Genomic DNA, 20,303 nt, shown 5'->3' on the forward strand with positions numbered 1-20,303 from the left:
GGGGTTTTATTCAACAGCAGAGGCGCAACCGGATCGGGAACGACCATTATTTCCGCAGCTCGTTTTTGACGGACAGGCCCACATCTGCAATGGTGTACGGTTTTTTGATAAATTGGCCGACACCCATGTTCAGCGCCTTTTTGACGCGGTCCGTTTCGGCAAACCCGCTTGCGATGATTGCTTTCTGTCCCGGACAGAGTTTCAATATTTCTTCATAGGTGGTCAACCCATCCATTCCCGGGGGCATGAGCATGTCCAGAATCACCAGATCGACGGATTGCTGCTTTATATAGGAGATGGCCGCCTCGCCGCTGGAAACGGCGGTCACCACGTACTTCAATTCGGTTAAAATAGCGGCCGCAATGTCCCTCTGCTCTTTTACGTCGTCCACCACTAAAATGGTTTCACCCTTGCCGCTGTACTTTTTTGCACCCGTTTCATGCGTGAAAAGCGGAACCGCCTCATTGGACACCGGAAAATACAAATTGAAAGCGGAACCGCTGTGAGCGTCGCTTTTTACGTCAATGTGGCCATAATGATCCATGACAGTTCCCCACACGACTGTCAGGCCAAGTCCCGTGCCGCTCCGGCCCATGACTTTTTTCGTGTAGAACGGTTCGAATATTTTATCCAGGTCCTTTTGGGATATGCCCATCCCGCTGTCCCGGATTTCCAGCCGGACATAATCGCCGTCTATTCCACCGGTGTTGCCGATGGTTGCATTTTCCAGGTGTATGTTTCGGGTGGCGATTTTTATCTCGCCGCCGTTGGGCATCGCTTCCGCGGCATTGGACACCAGATTCATCACTGTTTTCGACAGATGGACCGATGACCCCGAAATCGGTTTAACCCTTTCGAATAAATCCGTTTTTATATGCACGTGGGGATGAAATGACAGGATTTTTTTGCACTCCGGACTGCTCAAGAAGTGGGAGATGATATGGTTCAGGGCCACCGGCTGTTTATTGGCAACCCCGCGCCGTGCCAATGTCAATAAATCCTGGACGACAACCGCGGCCTTTTCCCCTGATTTCTTGATTGTCTCGATGGGTTGGATCAGCGGACTGTCCTCCGGAAGCTGCATCAGCAATAGCTCCGGGTAACTGACAATTCCGGTCAGGATATTATTCAGGTCGTGGGCGACCCCGCCCGCGATGGTTCCCATGAATTCCATCTTTTTGGCATTTTCCAGCTTCAGTTCCAGTTCATGCCGCTCGGTGATATCCCGCAAATTGATGACGCATCCGGCAATTTTATTGTCTGACTGCCTGTAGGGCGTGTAAACCACATCCATATAACGCCGGCCAAGATAGGGGAATTCCATCCACGTGCGGTAGTTTACCACCTGCCCCGAAAATGCCCTGTCCAGTCGCTGTTTGTGCGTTTTCCGGGAAAAGACACCATTTATCAGCGTCCAGATCTTCTCACCGATGACCTCTTCACGATTTTTCCCGACAGCGATGAGTGCGGCATCATTGACGGCTTGATACGAGTAATTCAAATCGATCATGGCCATGTGATCGGTCGATGTGGCCACGATCCGCTCATATTTTATCAACTCTTCTTCGGCTTTTTTCCTTGTCTCAACCTCCGCTTTCATCTTTAAGTTGGCGGAAAAAAGTTCCCTGGTCCTTTTTTTTACTTTGATGCGCAGGGTAACGTTCATGGTAACGAATAAAATCAAAATCAATCCGACACCCGCCAGGATATATTTCAACGCGGCGGGCATGATCCATACTGCCGGTGCCATCAGCCAATTGTTAATGGTCTTGGAATAAAAGGACTCTTTTTCGATTTGCATTCTTCTCAGGTGAATATCAATGGTCGAGAGATACTCCAGGCCGGTTTTTTTGGGGGCTGCAAACCTGACTTCAATCGGATTAAACATGATGGGGGTTTCTTTAACGAGGAAATTGGGTTGATTCCGGACCCCGAACAACCGGTTGACGACTCCGGCATGGACCCGGCCGGCCTCGATCAATTCGAATACGGTATCGTACCTGTCGGCCTCGATGAATCTGCATTCCATATTGAATTTCGAGGTCAGTTCCCGCAATCCCAGAAAATGGATGTCCTCCATTTTAACGGCTATTTTTTTGGACGCCAGATCCAGAACCGAGGTTATTTCAGATTTTTTGGGAACATACACCTGGCCCCAGTTGGTGATCACCGTTTCGTAGGTAAAATTGTACTTCTTTTCCCGCGCTTCGGAATAGGCAATCGCCGTCATTATGTCGATATCACCCGAATCAAGCCGGTCCAGGCAGTCCGGCCAGGGTCCGGGGACATACTCCAGGTCCCATTCTTCCTCTGATGCCACATGCTCCAGCAGATCGATGAAAATGCCCTTGGGCTTACCATTTTTATCTATGAAAACAAGCGGTTTATTGTCATAAACCCCCACCCTGACGGTTTTTGCCGCATCGGCAACCGGTGTGAACAGCAAGGGGAAAAACCCGGCAAGGAGAAAAAGGGAAGCAGCCCTGACGCTTATTTCATAATATAATTTCATATGCTTATATAAAGTCATGAATACCTCTGGCTGGGGTTGATCGTATCGCTTCGGGTACCGGTTCACTTATCGGTATAATGGGATGAATTCTTGAATAAAGACGGGGCGACGCATCATCAGATGAGCGATCCGGAGAAAGTGAAACGGGCGGCCATGCCCGTGCGCCGCCGGCAAAGCCGCTTTCCGCCTGCATTGCCATCTTCCGGCGGCAGGAGGCTGATCCCGGTTTTTTCAGGTTTCCCGGTAACGAGGAACTGCGTCCCGGTTTCCGGTTGGGTTGAGCAGCGAGAGGACAAAGCGGACGCATAACCGAATGGTCCGGTGACAAAGCCGCGGCCCACAGTGGCCGGGCGAACCGCAGCACCCGGCCGGGAGTCCGTGGGGAGCGCCGGCCGGCCAGGTTGCAGCCACACATTCCGGCGCGCCAATCCATTCGGCGGCATGAACAAAGAAAAGGTGGTCCTTAAAAAAAAAGCCCGCCTGGAGACGCTCACAGCGTCTCAGGGGGCTTGCGGTATGGATCTGTGTATTGTGGGTTTGGCTATTTGGAACGGGCGCGGATATCGGCGATGTCATCGGGCGACAGGCTCAGCCATGCCAGGAAGTCTTCATGCCCGCCCGGATGTCGTTTTTCGAACACCCGGTGCCATTTCATCATATCCTCATCCGTCAATCCGATCTCCCGGAACATACCGACCCAATCATCCTTACTTATTTTACCCTTCATTGTCAGCTCCTGATTTGAGTGTTCTTTCCCCTGTCATGGCCACGACGGTAATCCATATAAACCGTTAACCAATGGTCGGGTCAACGCCAATAATCGTTCGGATTAAAAAACCCGCCCGTAGGCTGAACCACGGGCCCCGGCGAAGCCTGCGGGGAAACCCATTGCCGCCCCCGTTTAACCGGATGTTGAAGGACTGTCGGGCGTGTCCATACAGCGTTGAAATTCGCCTCAAAAGGCTCATTTATCAATCATAACCTGCTCTTTTTCAACAAATTTGGCCTTGTCTGCCCTGGGCTCATGACCTTTTTCAGCACCCGGTTAAGCGCTGACCGGATGGGCTGAAAAAAGCGGCCTATAATATGGATCCGGAACCTGGCCGTTGACATCGGTGCACGGTCCGGCAAGAATAGAATTCTGTCCATCGTCATTCACGTCACCTGAAAATAGCCAACATAGGTTCCTGCCATGAACAACGCATGGTCGCCATCGCTAAACTGGTTGCTGCTGGCAGCCGCCTGTATGGCGTTCTCCTGCGGACCGGTCCGGGAAGACGGGGAAGAAAAAGCGGGCAGGACCGAATCCATCCCGGTATCAGGCGGGGTGGAACACGTCTCGGGTCCGAACGGCCTATCCTCGACCTGGGTCTCTTTCATTGTCGAAGGAGACGATGCGGCATCGCTGCCTGAGGGCATCGAGACCGTGTCTGTTTCCGTTAACGGAGAGCGTCTGCCACTGTCCAGATCCAGTTTCACTTATTTTCCGGGGCGGCGGCTGTTCTGGGCATCAATGCCCGGCGCACCGGAAATCGGTGACTACGAAATCAGGGTCACCGGCAACCATCGCACGGGCGTCACCACCGACCGCCTGTCCACCATTTTCTCAATCGATCCGCCGAGGCCGGATACCGGGTCACCCGACGCCACGGTCCCCTGCACCACCAACCGGCCGCGATTTGCCTGGCGTGCGGCAAAAGCCGGGGCGCCGATGGTGTATCGACTGGAGATTGCGCCAGCCGGAGGGCGGCCGCTATACCGTTCGGGCGATGTGCGGGACATGCTGGCCGTAACCCTTCCGGACGGCGTACTGGAACCGGGAAAACCATACCGTTGGCGGGTACGCGCCTCGGACAGCGACAAGTGGCGGGAAGTCCAGAACCGTTCCCAGACGCCGTGGATCGACTTTACGACCGCGGAACGCTTTGTCTATGAATACCACCTGCCGACGACATACGGGGACGGTTTGGCGGTCGGGGACCTGCTGAAGGCCGACATGAACCCCGGTCCCGTGTTCGCGCTCTGTGAACGGATAATCAACCGCGAGGTCGAAAACCTCCACAGTCTTTTACTCGTAAAGGATGGGAAGCTGGTCTTCGAGGAATACTTCTACGGTTACGATACGGAAAAAAAACACCTGATTGCATCCGTCACCAAAAGCGTGGTGTCGCTGCTTGTGGGAATCGCCATCGACAGGGGATTCATCTCGGATGTCGACGAGAAGGTGATGGATTATTTCCCGGATTTTATTTCAGAGACGAACACCGCCGTCTGGGCGCCCATCCGGCTGCATCACCTGCTGACCATGTCCGCCGGACTCGACTGGGATGCCGTTTCCTGTCCAAGGGAGGATCCCCGCCAGACCACCCACCGGATGTATGACAGCCAGACCCCCATCGCTTTTGTGTTCCAGCGGAAAGCCGTAGCGGAGCCCGGCCGCGTCTACAATTACAACTCGGGACTGACCATGCTGCTTGGGGAAATCGTTAAACGTGCCACGGGGGGGCCCGCGGACCGGTTCGCCAGGGAACATCTGTTCGACAGGCTGGGCATTTCCGATTTCGCCTGGGATCGATTCGAAAATGGCGTGATTGCAGCAGACGGGGGGCTCCTGCTGAGGCCCCGGGACATGGCCAAAATCGGCCTGCTGGTATTGAACCAAGGAAACTTCAGCGGCCGGCAGGTGGTCTCGACATCCTGGATTGCGGAATCGACACGCACACACATTGCCGGAAGCGGTGTGGGGTACGGCTATCAGTGGCGCCGAACCGGCGCGGCCCTGGCAGGAAAAAAAATCGAAGTGGTTTACGCGTCGGGCCTTGGGGGACAGAAGATTTTTATCGTACCGGCATTAAAGGCAGTGGCGGTAATCACCAGCAAGACTCACCACAACCATGGAGGCGGATCGAAAGCCGAGCGTCTCTTTCTGGAAAGCATCCTTCCGGCCCTGATGAACACCGATCCGCCGGTAAAGAAAATAGTGGCACCGCCGACAGGCCGGATGGAGGCGCTGGTCGGCCGATATGAAATCAAAGCCACAGGGCACGCCGGATCGGTATACGTCAAGGATGGCAGACTGTACCTGCAGGTTCCCGGTAAAGGGACCACCGAGCTTTTTTTCACCGGCCCGGACCAATGCTGCGGACGGATAGACGGGCTGGACGAATTCACAATCCAGGCGGTCGTCAGGGAAAACGGCCGCATGGACCACGCCCGGTTGTTGGTGGGGTTGAAATCCTACCGGCTGGACAAGATCAAGTAGCGGTGGTTTGAACCCGCAGTCCGAGGGTATCGGGCATGCGGGCGCCATCGCCTTGTTCAAGTCCGGATTGTGGCGCGTTTAAGGGATCCGGACAGTTACTGCATGTGATCCTGGCAGACTTAATCCGGGCAGGATTTATTTCTGGCGAAGGGATGCCAAAATGAAATTGGCACAGGTGTATATGGGTATATTGGTTAAAGAAAAAAAAGATTGCATGATGTAAGTTGGAAGATCGGCCACAAAGTGTATGCGTTTATTCCATAGTAAAAATTATGTCGTTAAAACAAATTCCTCTATTTCTGATCTCCTGAAATTTTAAAGCGTATTATTTTGCGTCGCAATGTATTTTTATGAATGCCGAGTTCTCTGGCCGTTTTGCTCTTGTTCCATTGGTTCCGTTCCAATGCCCGGGTGATGGCCTCTTTTTCGATATCCTTCAACACCAGACTGGGAGGGGGTTGAACTTCTTTGCCTATCGGCAAAAATCTTCCCGGCAGATGTTCCCGGCGAATAAGTTCTCCGCGGCACATGACAAAAGCGTGCTCGATGGTATTTTCGAGTTCCCTCACATTTCCCTGCCAATCGTATAGCATCAGCACGGCCAGGGCTTCCTGTGATACGCCTAATATTTCTTTTCCGTTGAGAAGATTGAAACGCCCGATGAAATGATCGATCAGAGACGGGATATCCTCTTTGCGATCCCGCAGCGGCGGTAACACCAGACGGACGATGTTGATGCGATAGTACAGATCTTCCCGGAAGTTGCCATCCAGCACCATTTGATAAAGATTGTTGTGGGTGGCGGCAATGACCCTCGTGTTGGTGTGAACCGGCTCTACAGAACCCAGGGGTTCATACACTTTTTGCTCCAGAACACGAAGCAGTTTGGCTTGAACAGCCAGAGAGATATCACCGATTTCATCCAGTAAAATCGTCCCTTCCTGAGCCTGGTCGAATCGACCGGGTTTATCTTTTTTCGCGTCGGTGAAGGCACCGACCTTATATCCAAACAATTCGGATTCAAACAGGCTGTCCGGCAACGCACTGCAGTTCACAGCCACAAAAGGGCCTTTCGCATGGAAACTGTTATTATGAATCGCCCGCGCAAAAAGTTCCTTCCCGGTACCGCTTTCCCCCTCGATCAGGACTGTGCTCCTGCTCTGGGCAATCTGGGGAAGAATGGAGAATATTTTCTGCATTTCCCGGTTTTTGCTGATGATGTCTTCAAACGAATGCTGCTTTTGGAGTTCTTTATGAAGCGTATTGATGTCGGATAAATCCCGGAAGGACATGACACCGCCGATTATCCGGTTATCTGCATTTTTTAGAACACCGGTCGTCATGTTGATAGGAATTTGTTTCTGGTCGGCACGGTAAATGTAGATCGGACGGTTCGGAACGGTTTGCCGGGCTTCGATGACCTGTTTCAGGATGCATTGATCTTCGCACATATTGCTTCGAAGCACTTCGAAGCACTTGCGTCCGATAGCTTCTTCATTCCTGATGCCGGTGATCTTCTCAGCAGCTTTGTTGAAAGACGTCACCCGCCAGTTCAAATCGACCGTATATACACCATCGGCAATGGAATCCAGGATGCTGCGATACAATCTGGGAAAGGGTTTGTCTAACTCGATCATGATGGTGTGGCCTTTCTGCCCATGGTTCACAAACTGGTGCAAATTGGTGCCTGTCATACACACAGTAGCTTCATTTTGTTCTACCTTGCCCCATTATTCATAAGTGCCGAATTCCTGTCAATTGATAAATTTCCTTTATTTTTTATGCGTTATCTAAATCATTGAAGATTATTACCTATTGGAATGCATTTTGCGATCTTAAATTATCAATAGAGATATCATCAATGTACACACCATTTTTCATCCCCGGACGATTAATTTCAAAACGTTGCAGGATGCTTTCATTTCAAGATTTTTTGCAGCGGAAACAGGAAAACGAAAAAAAGGAGGGCTCTATGAAAAAAAGGCAGGTGGATTGGTGGCGGGTATCGGCTTTTAGTATCTGCACCCTTTTTTTGCTGGGGGGAATTTGCATGATGGTGAATCAGAGCATGGCAAAGAGTACGTCCGTTGCCCATAAGCAGGCGTTCGCTCTTTATACAAAAAAATGCCTGGGCTGTCACGACTCGGTAGCCGATCCTGAGAAACCGGGTCGTACACGGGATGACTGGCATCTCGTGGTCAACGTCATGCACAAATACGGCATGGATATGACAACAGATGAAGCGGATGTGATTATCGAACTGCTTTACGATCTCAGACAGGGCATGGAAAGAGAAGCCGGATAAATAGAAAAAGCAGCGCACAGGTATCATTTTTCCTAACTCAAAAAGGAGAAGCCATGAAACGAAGGACTTTTCTCAAATCAATGGCGGCCACCGGGATTGCCTCTTCCATGACAGGGGCTGTGATTCCAAATAAGGCCGAAGCAGCCAAGAAACTCGACATTGGTGAGATTCAGGGTCTCAAGATCGATGTGTTGACGGAAACCAGCTGGTTCAACAACGATATTTTCAAAAAGGATATCATGGATTACGGCGGGGCCATGACCAATCAATACACGATTCCCTGGCATTGGGACAATGCCGGAGGGTATGCGGTTTTGATTACGGTCACCACGCTCGAAGGTCAGGAACGCAAATTCATGATGGACTTCGGCTGGAACAATGAATGGATGGATTATATCTACGAAGAAAAAAGCGATGTCGCTTCATTGATAAGCAAAGATGAAATCGAATTCTGGGTTCTGTCGCACTGGCATCTGGATCACTATTGGGGCGTCGAATCCACCTTGAAACGCAAACAGGACATCACTTTGTATGCGCCGGCAACCTACTACCCTGAAGATATGGCACTGCTGAAAGACAAGGCCCATCACACGGCAAAAAACAAAGAAACCGGTCAGATGGATCATATTTGCAAGAACGATTATCCCCATACGGGAAAACTGGTTTTGTGCGATCCCAAAGGTGAAAACGGGGAAGGAATTTACCGATTGATGCCCGGTGTGGCGGTTCGAAATTTTGATGTGCCGATTCTCTTGCGGGTGCGGGGTGAAAACGTACTCTATTTCAACGTAAAAGACAAAGGCTTGGTTACGGTAACCGGCTGCTGTCACCCGGGAATTCTGTCGCTGTTTTCATATGGGAGGAAGAACTTCAAGGGGTACAAACCCTATGGTTGCTATGGCGGATTGCACATCAGTCTGTTTGAGACCTGGGATCCTAAATTTGACGATATTATCAAAGGCGTCAAGGCGTTCAAGATCAAAAAGCTCGGTTGCAACCACTGTACTGGCTGGGTATGGGCTGAAAAGGCTGCCGCATCAGGTGTCCCGGTAGTGAAAGGTACGGATAAATATAAATCCTACAAGAAATTTTCCACGGTGGCCAAGGCCAGCAATGTATTCCTCACCAACGGGGATGCCGTCACGTTTTGATCATTCGATCTGCCTTTAGGGTCAATCTGATGAATGGGGAGAAAGGGGATATCTTATTCCAAAGGCCCCCTTTTTCCCCAAAAAGCGTAAGGAGGCGTGTATGCCCGAGGAGAGTTCATATCTCAAATTTAATTATTTTTTCGGTCTGGTTAACCTGGCTGTCGTGTTTTTGATAGTGTGGTTTCTCTGGTATATTTTTATGAATCCCAACACGGTCATGAAATTGTATACGCCCATGTATGGGTTTTCATTGATAGTCGTATTTTTATCGAGCATTATCCTCATGGCAAAGGTCCTTGAATGGCCGGTATGGTATAATCAGCTATGCCAGAGAGATAATCCGATCTCCAAAGGGATCCTCTTAACGGTCATCGCTTTTTTGATGATGATTGGGCTCAATTACATATTTTTCTGGGGATTTATCGGAAAATTCGGTATCGCTTACTTCAGCCCGGATTCTATTGTGGCTTCCGGCGGCATCGGAGCGGAGCCGTTCAATGCGCGAGAAAACGCTTCCACGGCCATTGTGTATTTTTTTACAGCATTTCTATGGATGGCGTTGTTCTGGGACCTCGGTTTTGGTCGCTGGCCCTGGCATAAGAGCACTTATGGCGTACAGGCATGGTCCAGGTTGTTTGCCATAGCCTTTTTTGTGGTGCTTTTCTATATTCTCCTGTTCCATTCTCATGTCTGCTATCTTTTTTATCCCGCGCAGGATAAGGCTGCCGTGACTCCCTGGTGGGAGGAATTGGCCGGCACTGGCAGCGCTTTTTTCAGCCTGGGGCTCATTCTGTGTATCCTTGTCTGGGTCGTTTTTTCCGGTCTCCTATGGGAAGGCAAACCCTGGGACCGGTATGAACTTGACGGTGAAAGCACATTCGGCAAGGGATTTGTGGTATTTATCAGCACCCTGGCCTTCGGCATTATCCTGATGTTTATTCTATTGAAGGTTTTTGATTATGTGTGGGACGAGCCGTTTGTGGGCGGTCAATATACGGACGGCCCGGACTGGCGATATATCCATGCCGGTGAAATTGCCGGTTTTTTTATTATAGCGGCATTTATCTGGAAAAACTATTTTAACAATTTCCCCAATGTTGAACGCCTGTGGGTCAGGGCGCTGATCCGAAGTATCCTTGCTGTTGTTCTGGGCATGCTCATTTACTGGTTTTACTATTCGCCGCTGGCCACCTTTTTTCTGGCCAAAGTTGAAGGTTTTGCCCAGCCGGGAGATACACCGCTGGTTTGGGCATTGCTGTTTTTAAGTGTCATCCTGATACAGAGTGAATTCTTTGATGGATGGCCGCTTAAAAGAAAAAGGCAGGTGGGTTGACCGATGACAGACAGTGGTAGACGCAGGTTTTTGAGTAACTATTTCCTGCATCAGGCAGGTCGATGTTTGCAGGGGTTTGAAGATGGATTAGAAGAGGCCCGAAAGAAAGCCGAGTTTGACCAATTCTTCGATTCCTATGAGTCGAGCTATGCCCTTACACTGGCCTATCCGGATGACATCCTTCTCGAAACCGCCAGAAAACACGATATTGAAACCGAAGACCGTCCGAAAAAAGACATCGTCAAGGAGCTTTTCATTAAAAAAGGGGGATTTTAACATCGAACTCGAAAGTTTTTTTAGAAATCAGATCGAGGGGATGCTGATTGTTTCGTCCTGGAGCGAGCAATTCAGGGCCGATATCGGTCTCAAGGGTGTCAGCCAGGTATGGGGCGGCCCGCCTGCGTGGTACATCTGGCTGGCTGATGCACCCGGTGTGTATCATTTGGCGCTTTTAGCGACCGAAGAGAAAAAGCAGCGTGGCAAGGCGCTTTATAAAGCCGAATTTGCCGTTAAATGTTATCCGTATCCAGATGACGCCTGTTTTCAGGGGTTTTCATTTCTTGAGCAAACACTTATCAATAGTGATTTTTTCGACAAAACACATACCCCGGTTTTCGAGTGCCGGGGAAAAATCCCCCCGGATCTTTTTACTATAGGTATGGTCGAAGTGGCCATGGACCACGAGGCCCATATGGCCAGTTTCTGTATTGAAACCCAGGACATCCTCCGCAGCCGGTATGCTGCTGAAACAGATCAGTTCTTTCCAATCCTGGACCTTGACCGGAAGTTTGTCGAGGGCGAGATTGACCGGGATATACCGGGCTTGAAAATGGCCTATCCCTTGTTTGACTGCTTGATGTGCCTGTATGCAAATGCCGGCAAACAGGCACCCCTTCAGATTCGATGTTCCAAAGCACCGGGTTTTGAAATCGTTATAGAACGGGGAAACGTGAATGCCACCCCCAATAAAGCCATCAATGGATATCGGTTGGACGTTCGTTATGCCGCAACGGTTCGAAATGAACACAACAATAATGTACTCATGCAGACCGATTCAAAGGAATGCAGAGAAGCGTTTTTCTACGAGCGCATGTTTCCCTGTGGACATTTTCATGAGGACCAAGAAGATGAACGCCTGCCGATCTCCGTCAACAGAAACTGGTGGTCCCTCGCGCATAAGCACTATGTGTCTGAATTAGCTTCGTCTTGCGGTTGTCACTGATAAAAGCAACGTTATGAAAAGGCGACGCACATACCAATGCTTTTTGCACCCTGGATAAAGAAGCTTTAAAATGAAAACGGTTGCTATCCCGACATTTCAGAAGCGGGTATCACCGGTACTAGATACCTGCAAGCATATGCTGGTGATCAATTTTAAAAATGGATCCGAAATAGATCGAGAAAGTATCTTTCTCGGAGATATGACCTTGAATGAACGGTGTCGTATTTTCGAAAAACTTGGAGTCTCCGTTATTATTTGTGGTGGTATTAGTGCGGCATTCGTTAAAATTCTGAAGCGCATCCAGGTTCGATTGACAAACGGAATTGCCGGTGACGTCGAAGACGTGTTATCGGCATATGCGGGTGGCTGTTTAGATCATCCGAAATTCTATATGCCCGGTTTCAAGCCAAACGATAAGCGGGTATAAACGCTGCCGCCACTTGAAATGGCTTCAGAGTCGATATTTTTTTCGACATGTATGGCCGGAAAAACACGGGGTTTGACAGGCGCTGCCGTCGTGGTTTAGTCTCCGTTTTCCAAACATCAAAGGCGGAAAGGTGAACGGCTGGATAGGGTATCCGCCTTTTTTCTCGCCCCCACTATCATTTGCAGGGCATAGAAAACATAAGAGAGCGCTCCATGACCCCATCAATCATTCTTTTTCTTGGCATATTTTTCATTTCGCTGGTCCTGACAATGGTCGGTCTTGGGGGAGGGCTGATCTTTTCCCCACTCTTCGTGATCCTCGGTTTTGCCAAGGTGGATGCGGCATCGGCATCGCTGTTTCTCAACCTTGTTGCCGCCGCGTCTGCCGCGTATACCTATTCGCAAAAAAAGATGGTGGATTTTTCCCTTGCGATACCGCTGATCGTGTCTTCCGGACTTGCCGCCCCCATAGGATCCTACCTGAATTCACGGGTGGATACGACGCCCTTCATGGTCGTCATGTCCATCGTGCTGGCCCTGGCAGGGTGCCGGATGCTGATGGCGCCACCCAGGCAGGCAGACGGTGCCGGTGTCGGTCCTTTAAAAAAAATTTTCGGCGGATTGGGGATTGGTGCATGCATTGGCCTGATAGGCGGGTTTCTGGGTATCGGCGGCGGCGTTTTTGTTGTGCCCCTCCTGATATACATACTGAAGACCCCCACAAAAATCGCGGCCGCCTCTTCAACCTTCATCGTGTGCTTCTCTTCCCTGACCGGCTTTCTGGGCTACGCGGCCATGGAGCCCATTAATTGGCGTTTCATCCTTCCTGCCGCCGTGGCGTCTTTTGCCGGTGGCCAGGCAGGGGCGAGGATCATGAGCACCCGCCTGAAAGGAAAAACAATCCGAATCATTTTCAGCCTGCTGCTGTTTGGCTTGTGTGCAAAGCTGGTTCACCAATTATTGATTCGATGAGTTTTGCCATAACCTAAAAGGTAATAATCCGGTCGCTTTCTTTGATCAGTTCATAAAGGGTCTTTTGGGTTGCTCTTTTGTGGCAGCCTTCCTTCACGCCGTGAAGGTCCATTAATTTGCCTCAGGCAAACAGCTGACCCTCGGAAAGGGTAAAAATCCTGGCCAATTCTTTCAATGGAAATTGTTGCGAGTCCGATTCTTCATACCGGACTGATGGGCCGTTTAGAAAAATACTGACATCGTCCATTCCCTCAAGCATCATATTGCCCAGCCTGAAAGCATTCCAGATCACCTCGGGTGTGTCCTGACAGATTACCATTGCAACTTTCATATGGCATTCTCCTTCATTCAGTTTGCTGACATTTTCACCACCGGCGGAAATCGCCCTGGCGCAGCATAACACGGATGCATGCAGATTCTCCGGAAAATAATTTATCCATTTTGCTTCAGCAAATAACTGGCGACATCTCCAAACAGAAAAGCATCAATGGCCCTGTGTTGCTGATGGGAGGCTGAAATCGATACGGAGGGATCCGCCTGGGCGACGATGACGGCATTTGCATTTGGAATGAAAGCGATTCGCTGGCCTCCGTGTCCCAGGGCGAAGGGGATGTCATTGTCATGGTCGAATCTTTTAATCCACCACAGGTAGCCGTATCCATAATTTTTATCCCACACTTGGTTTGCATATGCCAATGTGCTCATGCCCGTGGACCTGGCGATAATGGCTGACAATATATGCGCATTGAAGCTCAGGTAATTAAATTCATCGCCCGGGTTGGATTTGATCGGAAGGCCAAGAATGTGGCCAATCCAGTCAGATGAATCGTATAACTGCTGATAGGCCCTGGCACTCTCTTTTACCCCGAATCCGGATGTCATGGTCACTAAATGCCTGATGGCGATGTCCTGAACCCGGGGATCTGTATCATGCTTCAGGTATTCGGGGAGAAAATCCATTATCTTTTGATCGATGCCGGTGATGTATCCTTGGCCGATTGCGATTCCCAATACAGCGGACAAGATGCTCTTTGAAATGGATTTAATGTCGATGAGCTGATCCGGCCCACCGCCATGCAGGTATTTCCCGGCCAGTAATTCTCCATCCTGAACGACGATCAGGCTTTTTAGAAACGGTATTTTTTCGGCGCTACTCAATATTTCCGAAAGGTTATTTTTCTCGGGCACCTTTCCGGACGGCGGCCTGAACCTGTCCGGGTGGATTCCGGCACAAGAGAGAAGAACGCAAAGCGCAGCAGATGCATATAAAACGGTTATCTTGCTGAAAGGTTTCTTTGAGAAAATAATCGGCGTCCTTTTCCCCTGGAAAAAATGAAAAGCAGAGCAAAACACGCACTGCTTCTTAAATGATTCACCTGAACCGGAATCAGGGAATTTTCCAGGACACTTTTCCTATGCCGATGCCCTGGTATGTCCTTTCCTTCGATGGTTTGACGGCAGGACGTGGCATAAATTCAATTTTACCCTGAATACCGCTGCAGGCCCCTGTTCGGCCAATAAATGTCACACCGCCTGAAGTCGGGCCGGCACCCAATATACCTTCATTTTCCAAAACACCATAGATTAGATCGCCATTTGGACAAGTGAACATGATCGAGCCGTTGCCTTTGAGTGCCATACTGAATTTCTTCATTTTGGCCTCCCCCAATAGATAGCGTTGAAACCGATGGCTTCAAACCATTTGATGGGCACCTCCTCCTTTAGTCTCGAGGTTACCGTTACCGACAGTTCCTCGATTTTTTTGGATACCAGTGGAGGAAAGCAGTAATGGCGTCAATACTCGAACGGCGGCTGACGGTGAAAATTAGCCTGAAATGAAGAATGCAACGCACCATAAGGGTAGATGTGATTACCTGGCGCTATTGGGATGCAGGAAGATTGCCATCAAAAATTAGGCGAGCATGTGCTTTAAATTTCCACTAAAATCCAAAAATATGGGAATGGATTTCGGTTGTCAATATTAGAATGGTTCTGTTTTCAGCCTTAATGGGGTCAGGTCCTCACACTTCACATCTTGATCATTTCCTCAATTTTACCCGCCCGCCGGACCAGACTGCGATCGGTCTCCATCTCATTTAAAAACCGTGAACAGGACTGGGCTATGGCAGATTCGCCGATGCCGAATCGTTCACCATTGACTGCAAGGCTTGCGGTGGCGTGTTTGCGGCAAAGGAAAATCTTTGCTTTTCCGGACAGACGCGCCATTCGGCCCAATTCCGATTCAACGGTTCGGCAGGTATCCGAAAATGCTGCCTGCCTGACCCATTGTTACGGGGCCGGAACATTTCAGCCTGGCTTCCGACTGGAAATGAAGTCCCTCTTTACGGTGCATGGCCGGGGAAAGATTTCCGGCAGACGTTGTCGTCAGCAGGTGATGATGGCAGTCCATCAGACAAAAGGTGTGGATGACCGCATGGTATCTTTACGTGGCGGTCTCAAGGGATTCCAGAAACCCTTCCGGTTCCCGCCTGCTCTTGAAAATGGCCTGGCACTCGTTACCACGGGCGGTGATGTAATAGAAAGCGCCGGGAAAGGCGATTCTCAAAGGACCTGCCATGTTCGGCCTCCTCGTATCAGTCGATAGAAGGAAGACAGATGGGAACATCGCCGGCAGAGGTATGAATGTTAAATGGGGAGACCTGACGCCATTGTCATGTTAATTCATTCGGAGAATTGCATCCTGGTTGTCCAAAACAACTTTTCGAATCTGTTCTTCTTTGCTTTCCAAAAACTCAATAATTGAAGACCCGTTAGAATCGTCCCAACGTTTTTGCCCGATTTTCAAAAATATCCTTGATGTCCCTGTATTGATAACAAAGTCGTATGATTCTGTTATCGAGTTCTCGCGATAATCAACATCATATTCCTCATAGCCAGTGTTAAAGAATTCCAGAACATTTTCTTTTTTTGTTGCAGCCATGTTTTTACTCCCTTGTGTATGTTTCGATTGTCAGCAATGGATTCGACAGGCCATTACCATATACCACAAAGAGATAAATGATTGAATAACACTTCAGATGAATGCCACGGAAGAGGCAGATCCTTGATAGAGGCTCTGCCAGTACCGCCGTATCAGCGGATTTGAATTTTGTTGCCTATTTTCTTTGAAGCGCTGCCTTTTAACATGCCCTCGGATTTGGCAAGTGGCGCCTGATTTCCGGCCGGCTAACCATCTGTTACTGGCGTATCCCGGCATAATCAGTGAAATCATTGTTCCTATCATAGGACACCGTCCTTTCGATTATCCTGCTACGTCAATCCCCGGATCACATCCCATAGGTTCGTCTTTGTCGTCACATTCAATTTTTTCTCGCGTGTATCAACGTGTCCTTCATTCTTGTCTTCGATGTCGTCCTGAATTTTTCCTTCGGCCACGATATCACCCCTCTGGTTGATTGTTTTCCTAAGGGTAATATTCCGAACATAAAGGTAAGATACAGCACCAATTGGATTCGGCAATGTGAGCCGGTTGGCTGACATATGGTAGCCTAAAACTACCAATAGACAACAGTTGGCTTGCAGTTTAGGTGGGAATTCCCTAAGATGGTGTCTGTTGCACAAGAATCAGATTTTATTGCTGGCGGTGAAAATGTTCCCTTGCAAAACAGAATTGCAATTCAACCGAGCCGGTGAACGAATATGGGTGATACCTGGATAGTCAGCCTGGAGCATTTTCTTGATGAAGACGGAAATATCGCTGCTCCCAAAGGCCCCGCCCGGAAATTGGCTGAGCATATCGTTGCGATCGTAGCCATGGCATCGAGGCCGGAACGAATACCGCTCCCCGAATACCAGGTCCGTTGTCGCCGCCGTCCCGGTCGTAAACCATGCACCGGAATTATCGAAGCAGATTTCGATCCTGAAGGCCACAGAATCATGTGGTGGTGTCCGGTGTGTGATGACTGTGGGTATATCAGCAACTGGCAAGGTTCGATGTGGGATCTTCGTGATGCCGGAGAGGTTCACTGAAACAGAAATTTTAATCCGCCGTCGGAAAATTTCTGCCCGACAATTCCAACACAGATGAAATGTCCCAAGAAATTTTGGCAGAAAAGACACTTAAGGAAGAGTCAGCAATCACCAACCTGTGGACGAGGACAAGCTTCCCTATCTTCAATATACCTTCGGTGGCTGTGTTCTGAGCCAGATTGGAAAGGATGACGAAATGAGCAAGAATATGTAAGGTGAAAGACTGACCCGTTGTTATGCGATGCCCGTCCTTTTCCTACAGAGGTAAGATCTGGCGAGCATGCGTTTGGTTCTCTCTCGATTCATAAAGACCGTGAACGATAGATCCCTCATCGGTTCGAAGCCATATCGCGCCATCAACCCCACGATCTGTTTTGCGCTGTGCAGGTACATCGTTACGGTTTTTTCCGATTTTGTGTGCTCGACGCCCACCTCAATCGAATGAGCATCATTTTCAGATCGATCCCCAACCACGAATACAAATAACCCACCCTTAAAGAGAATGCGGTTGGCTTCTTGAAAAACAGAAGACAGATCACTGAAAAAATTAAAAACGCCAGTACAAATCGCATGATTTATGCTCTCTGAATCGAATGGGTAGGGTATCTTGCTCAAGTCGTGCTGATGCAGAGACGAGAAACCTTTTTTACGGCATGCGTCAAGCATCTGCGGAGAAATATCCATTCCATGGATTTCAAGACCTGCTTTTAGAAACAAAATGGATCCCAAACCGGTACCGATCCCGATGTCGAGCATGGTCTGACCAGATTGAACATGAGCGTAAGTCAGTCCGAAGGCAACCTCGGGGCCATACCAGCCAGTTGCCTCAGCCTCTTTGTCATAGAAAGCTATTATTTCATCTATCTGATCCATGTTTTATTATCGCTCTATCTGAGAATCGAACGTGTTTAACTGGTTTGTTATGCTTTCAGTGGAATTACCACCAAGCCTTCTTTTTAGGTGGGTTGAAATCAAGCATTTCATCTGGGACTTTTCCATTCAAAACCGGTTTGTATATCGTTGTGGTCTGAGCCTTAAAATCGCTAAACGCCTGTTCCCGATAAATTTTTCGAAGTAAAAAGTTCTCTTTATCAATCCACAAAGTCGTGGGGCTTCCCCCAATAAGATCATGAATCCGAAAACAATCTGTTTTATCGATAAGGTCGTCATCAATGCGCTTGGGTTTGTAAAATCGAATTGCACGTCGCCATGTAATTTCGTTTGGGAGCAACATTGCAGGAACTGTTATGGCAGATCCGCCGGATATACCCGTTGCTGCGGCCACTGCTCGATCAAGTGAATCAAGTTTCATTCCTTTTTTGAGATCCCAATACGTTTGAAGGTCTTTGCCTTTGAGAAAGATGATGAATCTATGTTCTCCGGATCCGTGCTTCTTTTCCCGGTACTCAAATCTGAATCGATCAGGATGGATAAAGGCGGTAGTAAACGGTTTTTTGACCGTTCGTTTATTATTGGTATAAATGAAAACAGTCTTGACGACACCTGAATCACTATACGACATGCTATTGACATACTCATCTTGCATACGCTTAATGATCGCCATCGCTGTCAGGCTATCCGAATGTATCGTCTCTCCCGAGACCTCTGTTTGAACCGTTAAGGAGAATAAACCGATGAAAACAATTATTACAAAAAACCAAGAAAAATGAGGTTCAGTTTTAAAGGACATAATCAGTTTGCCTGTTGGAACACATACCGTCGCGGTAAGCGGCGGCTGGTGTGGAAAGGCGTTTGCGCAATCATGGCTGTGCGCTGCATCACTCTTACTTCCCCCTTTAGATCATGGGTCCAGTAAGTCTCGAAACCTAAGAAGATAATTCGCCTTCCCATGCTCGGGTGGAATCGGCTGAACCGCATCAACCTGGTTTTCTCCGGGGTTGCCGACAAACCGAATTTCTCCAGCCGTTTTGGCAGGACTTTGTAAAACCGTATGGTCTCCGTGCGGCACTGAAAGGCGCAGACGAAATCGTCTGCATACCTGTTTATCACTTTTTCTATCATATCCGATTGATTAATCAAACGATATTCAGTGCCACCCCAGATTTTCGGCAGGGTATTTAACCACAGGGATTTCGTTCCATAAAGAGTAACGGCTGATTTGGTGATATATTGAATTCGAGTCGTTGCTGGGACCAAAAATCGATTGGAATAAAAAAAGGGCCTAGACGAAAATCTAAACCCTTTTTTTGATTATGGTAGCGGGGCAGGATTCGAACCTACGACCTTAGGGTTATGAGTATGATTTAAATTTAATTACAATTAGTTATTAGAACCCCAGACAGTCAAGGATTTACCCGAGCCACAACGCTTTAAGACAATTTTTTGGGAAAGGAATAATCCGGCTGGAACCGAACTGGCTTTTGACGATGCCATCGGCGTTCAACTGGCCGATAACGATCAAATCATCAGTATCCTTCAGGATCTCGTGGTGAGCAAGGGTAAAAGACCAGTCTCCATTTCAGTCCTCCTCGCCGAAATCTATATCTTTAAGATCACAGCAGAACGAGTACCAACAATACTCAGACCAAGCTGTTTCAGATCCCAATACAGGTTCCCAAATAAACAAAAATTCGTCACCTGAGATACGTTCCATTTTGATCACCTCCCTTCAGAAATACGAAACCCACTGCCGTTGGGCAATTGGCTTTCCATTTATTTGACCTGTGAATAAGTGAGAGAGCTGAGCCGGTCATTTCGATTTACGCGGTGGCCAGGCAATGAAATATTGCGAATGCATCGCGATAAAGCACATTGCCTAAAGGGGGGGGGAGATGAAACGACGAAAAAAGAAGTGGCCGAAAGGCAAGAAGTCGAAGCTTCATCAAGATGGGGTATTAAACGACAGCCAGAAGCTCAGTACTGATGATGTGATACCGAAAGTCGAGTTAGTGGGGAGAGGATTTACCACCAGGCTGGTGGATGAGAATGATCCGTATATTCTACGGGGTAGGCTGAAGTGAGGCGGGTATTAAAGGCCGATAAGCAATGAAAATTGTAAAATAATTGTCGCAAAATCATAATTTTATGAGAGGTGTCGACAATTTACTTGCTATTAGTTGATCATGTGTTACTGTTCCGCCATCGAAAAGGGTTGTCATGGTTGGCGACC

The 20,303-nt window shown here is 48.9% G+C and carries 21 protein-coding genes; 10 read left to right on the top strand and 11 right to left on the bottom strand.

The features are described from left to right. Nucleotides 1–46: 46 nt before the first annotated feature. Together DSCA_RS08455 and DSCA_RS08460 are read right to left on the bottom strand one after the other, a co-directional pair. Entirely contained in the window at nt 47–2,530 is a 2,484-nt protein-coding gene (locus DSCA_RS08455) for a response regulator (protein WP_155316012.1), read from the bottom strand. Between the two features lie 523 nt (nt 2,531–3,053). Next, nucleotides 3,054–3,239, bottom strand: a complete 186-nt coding sequence (locus DSCA_RS08460) for a MerR family transcriptional regulator (RefSeq protein ID WP_155316013.1) — start codon at nt 3,237–3,239, stop codon at nt 3,054–3,056. 465 nt (nt 3,240–3,704) lie between these two features. Here DSCA_RS08460 and DSCA_RS08465 point away from each other — a divergent pair, with 465 nt between their 5' ends. Further along, complete coding sequence (locus DSCA_RS08465) at nt 3,705–5,774, top strand: serine hydrolase domain-containing protein (protein ID WP_155316014.1); 2,070 nt, start codon at nt 3,705–3,707, stop codon at nt 5,772–5,774. Nucleotides 5,775–6,067: 293 nt separating this feature from the next. Here the strand turns inward: DSCA_RS08465 and DSCA_RS08470 are convergent, their stop codons facing one another. Next, on the bottom strand, nt 6,068–7,411 hold the full coding sequence (locus DSCA_RS08470; protein ID WP_155316015.1) for a sigma-54 interaction domain-containing protein: 1,344 nt from the start codon (nt 7,409–7,411) through the stop codon (nt 6,068–6,070). Nucleotides 7,412–7,746: 335 nt separating this feature from the next. Between DSCA_RS08470 and DSCA_RS08475 the strand changes: the two genes are divergently transcribed. The 7 genes from DSCA_RS08475 to DSCA_RS08505 all read left to right on the top strand — a co-directional run bounded on the left by DSCA_RS08475 (nt 7,747) and on the right by DSCA_RS08505 (nt 13,183). Beyond that, on the top strand, nt 7,747–8,079 hold the full coding sequence (locus tag DSCA_RS08475) for a cytochrome c (protein WP_155316016.1): 333 nt from the start codon (nt 7,747–7,749) through the stop codon (nt 8,077–8,079). A 53-nt stretch (nt 8,080–8,132) separates the two neighbouring features. Then, nucleotides 8,133–9,230 carry an MBL fold metallo-hydrolase gene (locus tag DSCA_RS08480; RefSeq protein ID WP_155316017.1) on the top strand — a complete coding sequence of 366 codons (1,098 nt, stop codon included), beginning with the start codon at nt 8,133–8,135 and terminating at the stop codon, nt 9,228–9,230. 100 nt (nt 9,231–9,330) lie between these two features. Beyond that, nucleotides 9,331–10,563 (top strand): hypothetical protein, encoded by a 1,233-nt coding sequence (locus DSCA_RS08485; protein ID WP_155316018.1) that lies wholly within the window; start codon nt 9,331–9,333, stop codon nt 10,561–10,563. Between the two features lie 3 nt (nt 10,564–10,566). Continuing rightward, nucleotides 10,567–10,839: a hypothetical protein gene (locus DSCA_RS08490; RefSeq protein ID WP_155316019.1), complete on the top strand. Its 273-nt coding sequence runs from the start codon at nt 10,567–10,569 to the stop codon at nt 10,837–10,839. Further along, nucleotides 10,772–11,785 (top strand): hypothetical protein, encoded by a 1,014-nt coding sequence (locus DSCA_RS08495; RefSeq protein ID WP_155316020.1) that lies wholly within the window; start codon nt 10,772–10,774, stop codon nt 11,783–11,785. Before DSCA_RS08490 ends, DSCA_RS08495 begins: the two co-directional genes overlap by 68 nt. 70 nt (nt 11,786–11,855) lie before the next feature. Continuing rightward, nucleotides 11,856–12,212, top strand: coding sequence for a NifB/NifX family molybdenum-iron cluster-binding protein (locus DSCA_RS08500; protein ID WP_155316021.1), 357 nt, complete (start codon nt 11,856–11,858; stop codon nt 12,210–12,212). A gap of 212 nt (nt 12,213–12,424) precedes the next feature. After that, nucleotides 12,425–13,183, top strand: a complete 759-nt coding sequence (locus DSCA_RS08505; protein ID WP_155316022.1) for a sulfite exporter TauE/SafE family protein — start codon at nt 12,425–12,427, stop codon at nt 13,181–13,183. A gap of 121 nt (nt 13,184–13,304) precedes the next feature. Here the strand turns inward: DSCA_RS08505 and DSCA_RS08510 are convergent, their stop codons facing one another. The 6 genes from DSCA_RS08510 to DSCA_RS08530 form a co-directional block, all read right to left on the bottom strand. Continuing rightward, a complete protein-coding gene (locus DSCA_RS08510; protein ID WP_155316023.1) occupies nt 13,305–13,514 on the bottom strand; it encodes a sulfur reduction protein DsrE in 210 nt (69 codons plus the stop codon). 101 nt (nt 13,515–13,615) lie between these two features. Continuing rightward, complete coding sequence (locus tag DSCA_RS08515) at nt 13,616–14,371, bottom strand: serine hydrolase domain-containing protein (protein ID WP_167527671.1); 756 nt, start codon at nt 14,369–14,371, stop codon at nt 13,616–13,618. A gap of 199 nt (nt 14,372–14,570) precedes the next feature. Then, on the bottom strand, nt 14,571–14,837 hold the full coding sequence (locus DSCA_RS08520; protein WP_155316025.1) for a hypothetical protein: 267 nt from the start codon (nt 14,835–14,837) through the stop codon (nt 14,571–14,573). Nucleotides 14,838–15,211: 374 nt separating this feature from the next. Further along, complete coding sequence (locus DSCA_RS08525; RefSeq protein ID WP_155316026.1) at nt 15,212–15,409, bottom strand: hypothetical protein; 198 nt, start codon at nt 15,407–15,409, stop codon at nt 15,212–15,214. A 217-nt stretch (nt 15,410–15,626) separates the two neighbouring features. Continuing rightward, nucleotides 15,627–15,761, bottom strand: coding sequence for a hypothetical protein (locus tag DSCA_RS32925; RefSeq protein ID WP_269434655.1), 135 nt, complete (start codon nt 15,759–15,761; stop codon nt 15,627–15,629). A gap of 99 nt (nt 15,762–15,860) precedes the next feature. After that, nucleotides 15,861–16,124 carry a hypothetical protein gene (locus tag DSCA_RS08530; protein ID WP_155316027.1) on the bottom strand — a complete coding sequence of 88 codons (264 nt, stop codon included), beginning with the start codon at nt 16,122–16,124 and terminating at the stop codon, nt 15,861–15,863. 719 nt (nt 16,125–16,843) lie between these two features. Between DSCA_RS08530 and DSCA_RS08535 the strand changes: the two genes are divergently transcribed. Continuing rightward, nucleotides 16,844–17,173, top strand: a complete 330-nt coding sequence (locus tag DSCA_RS08535) for a hypothetical protein (RefSeq protein WP_155316028.1) — start codon at nt 16,844–16,846, stop codon at nt 17,171–17,173. Nucleotides 17,174–17,407: 234 nt separating this feature from the next. Here the strand turns inward: DSCA_RS08535 and DSCA_RS08540 are convergent, their stop codons facing one another. Together DSCA_RS08540 and DSCA_RS08545 are read right to left on the bottom strand one after the other, a co-directional pair. Next, a complete protein-coding gene (locus tag DSCA_RS08540; protein WP_155316029.1) occupies nt 17,408–18,046 on the bottom strand; it encodes a class I SAM-dependent DNA methyltransferase in 639 nt (212 codons plus the stop codon). Between the two features lie 64 nt (nt 18,047–18,110). Then, nucleotides 18,111–18,863 carry a hypothetical protein gene (locus DSCA_RS08545; protein ID WP_155316030.1) on the bottom strand — a complete coding sequence of 251 codons (753 nt, stop codon included), beginning with the start codon at nt 18,861–18,863 and terminating at the stop codon, nt 18,111–18,113. A 1,102-nt stretch (nt 18,864–19,965) separates the two neighbouring features. On the opposite strand from DSCA_RS08545, the gene DSCA_RS08555 reads away from it, so the two are divergent. Further along, entirely contained in the window at nt 19,966–20,154 is a 189-nt protein-coding gene (locus DSCA_RS08555; protein WP_155316031.1) for a hypothetical protein, read from the top strand. Nucleotides 20,155–20,303: the final 149 nt, after the last annotated feature.

This window comes from Desulfosarcina alkanivorans (assembly GCF_009688945.1).
Classification (GTDB): domain Bacteria; phylum Desulfobacterota; class Desulfobacteria; order Desulfobacterales; family Desulfosarcinaceae; genus Desulfosarcina; species Desulfosarcina alkanivorans.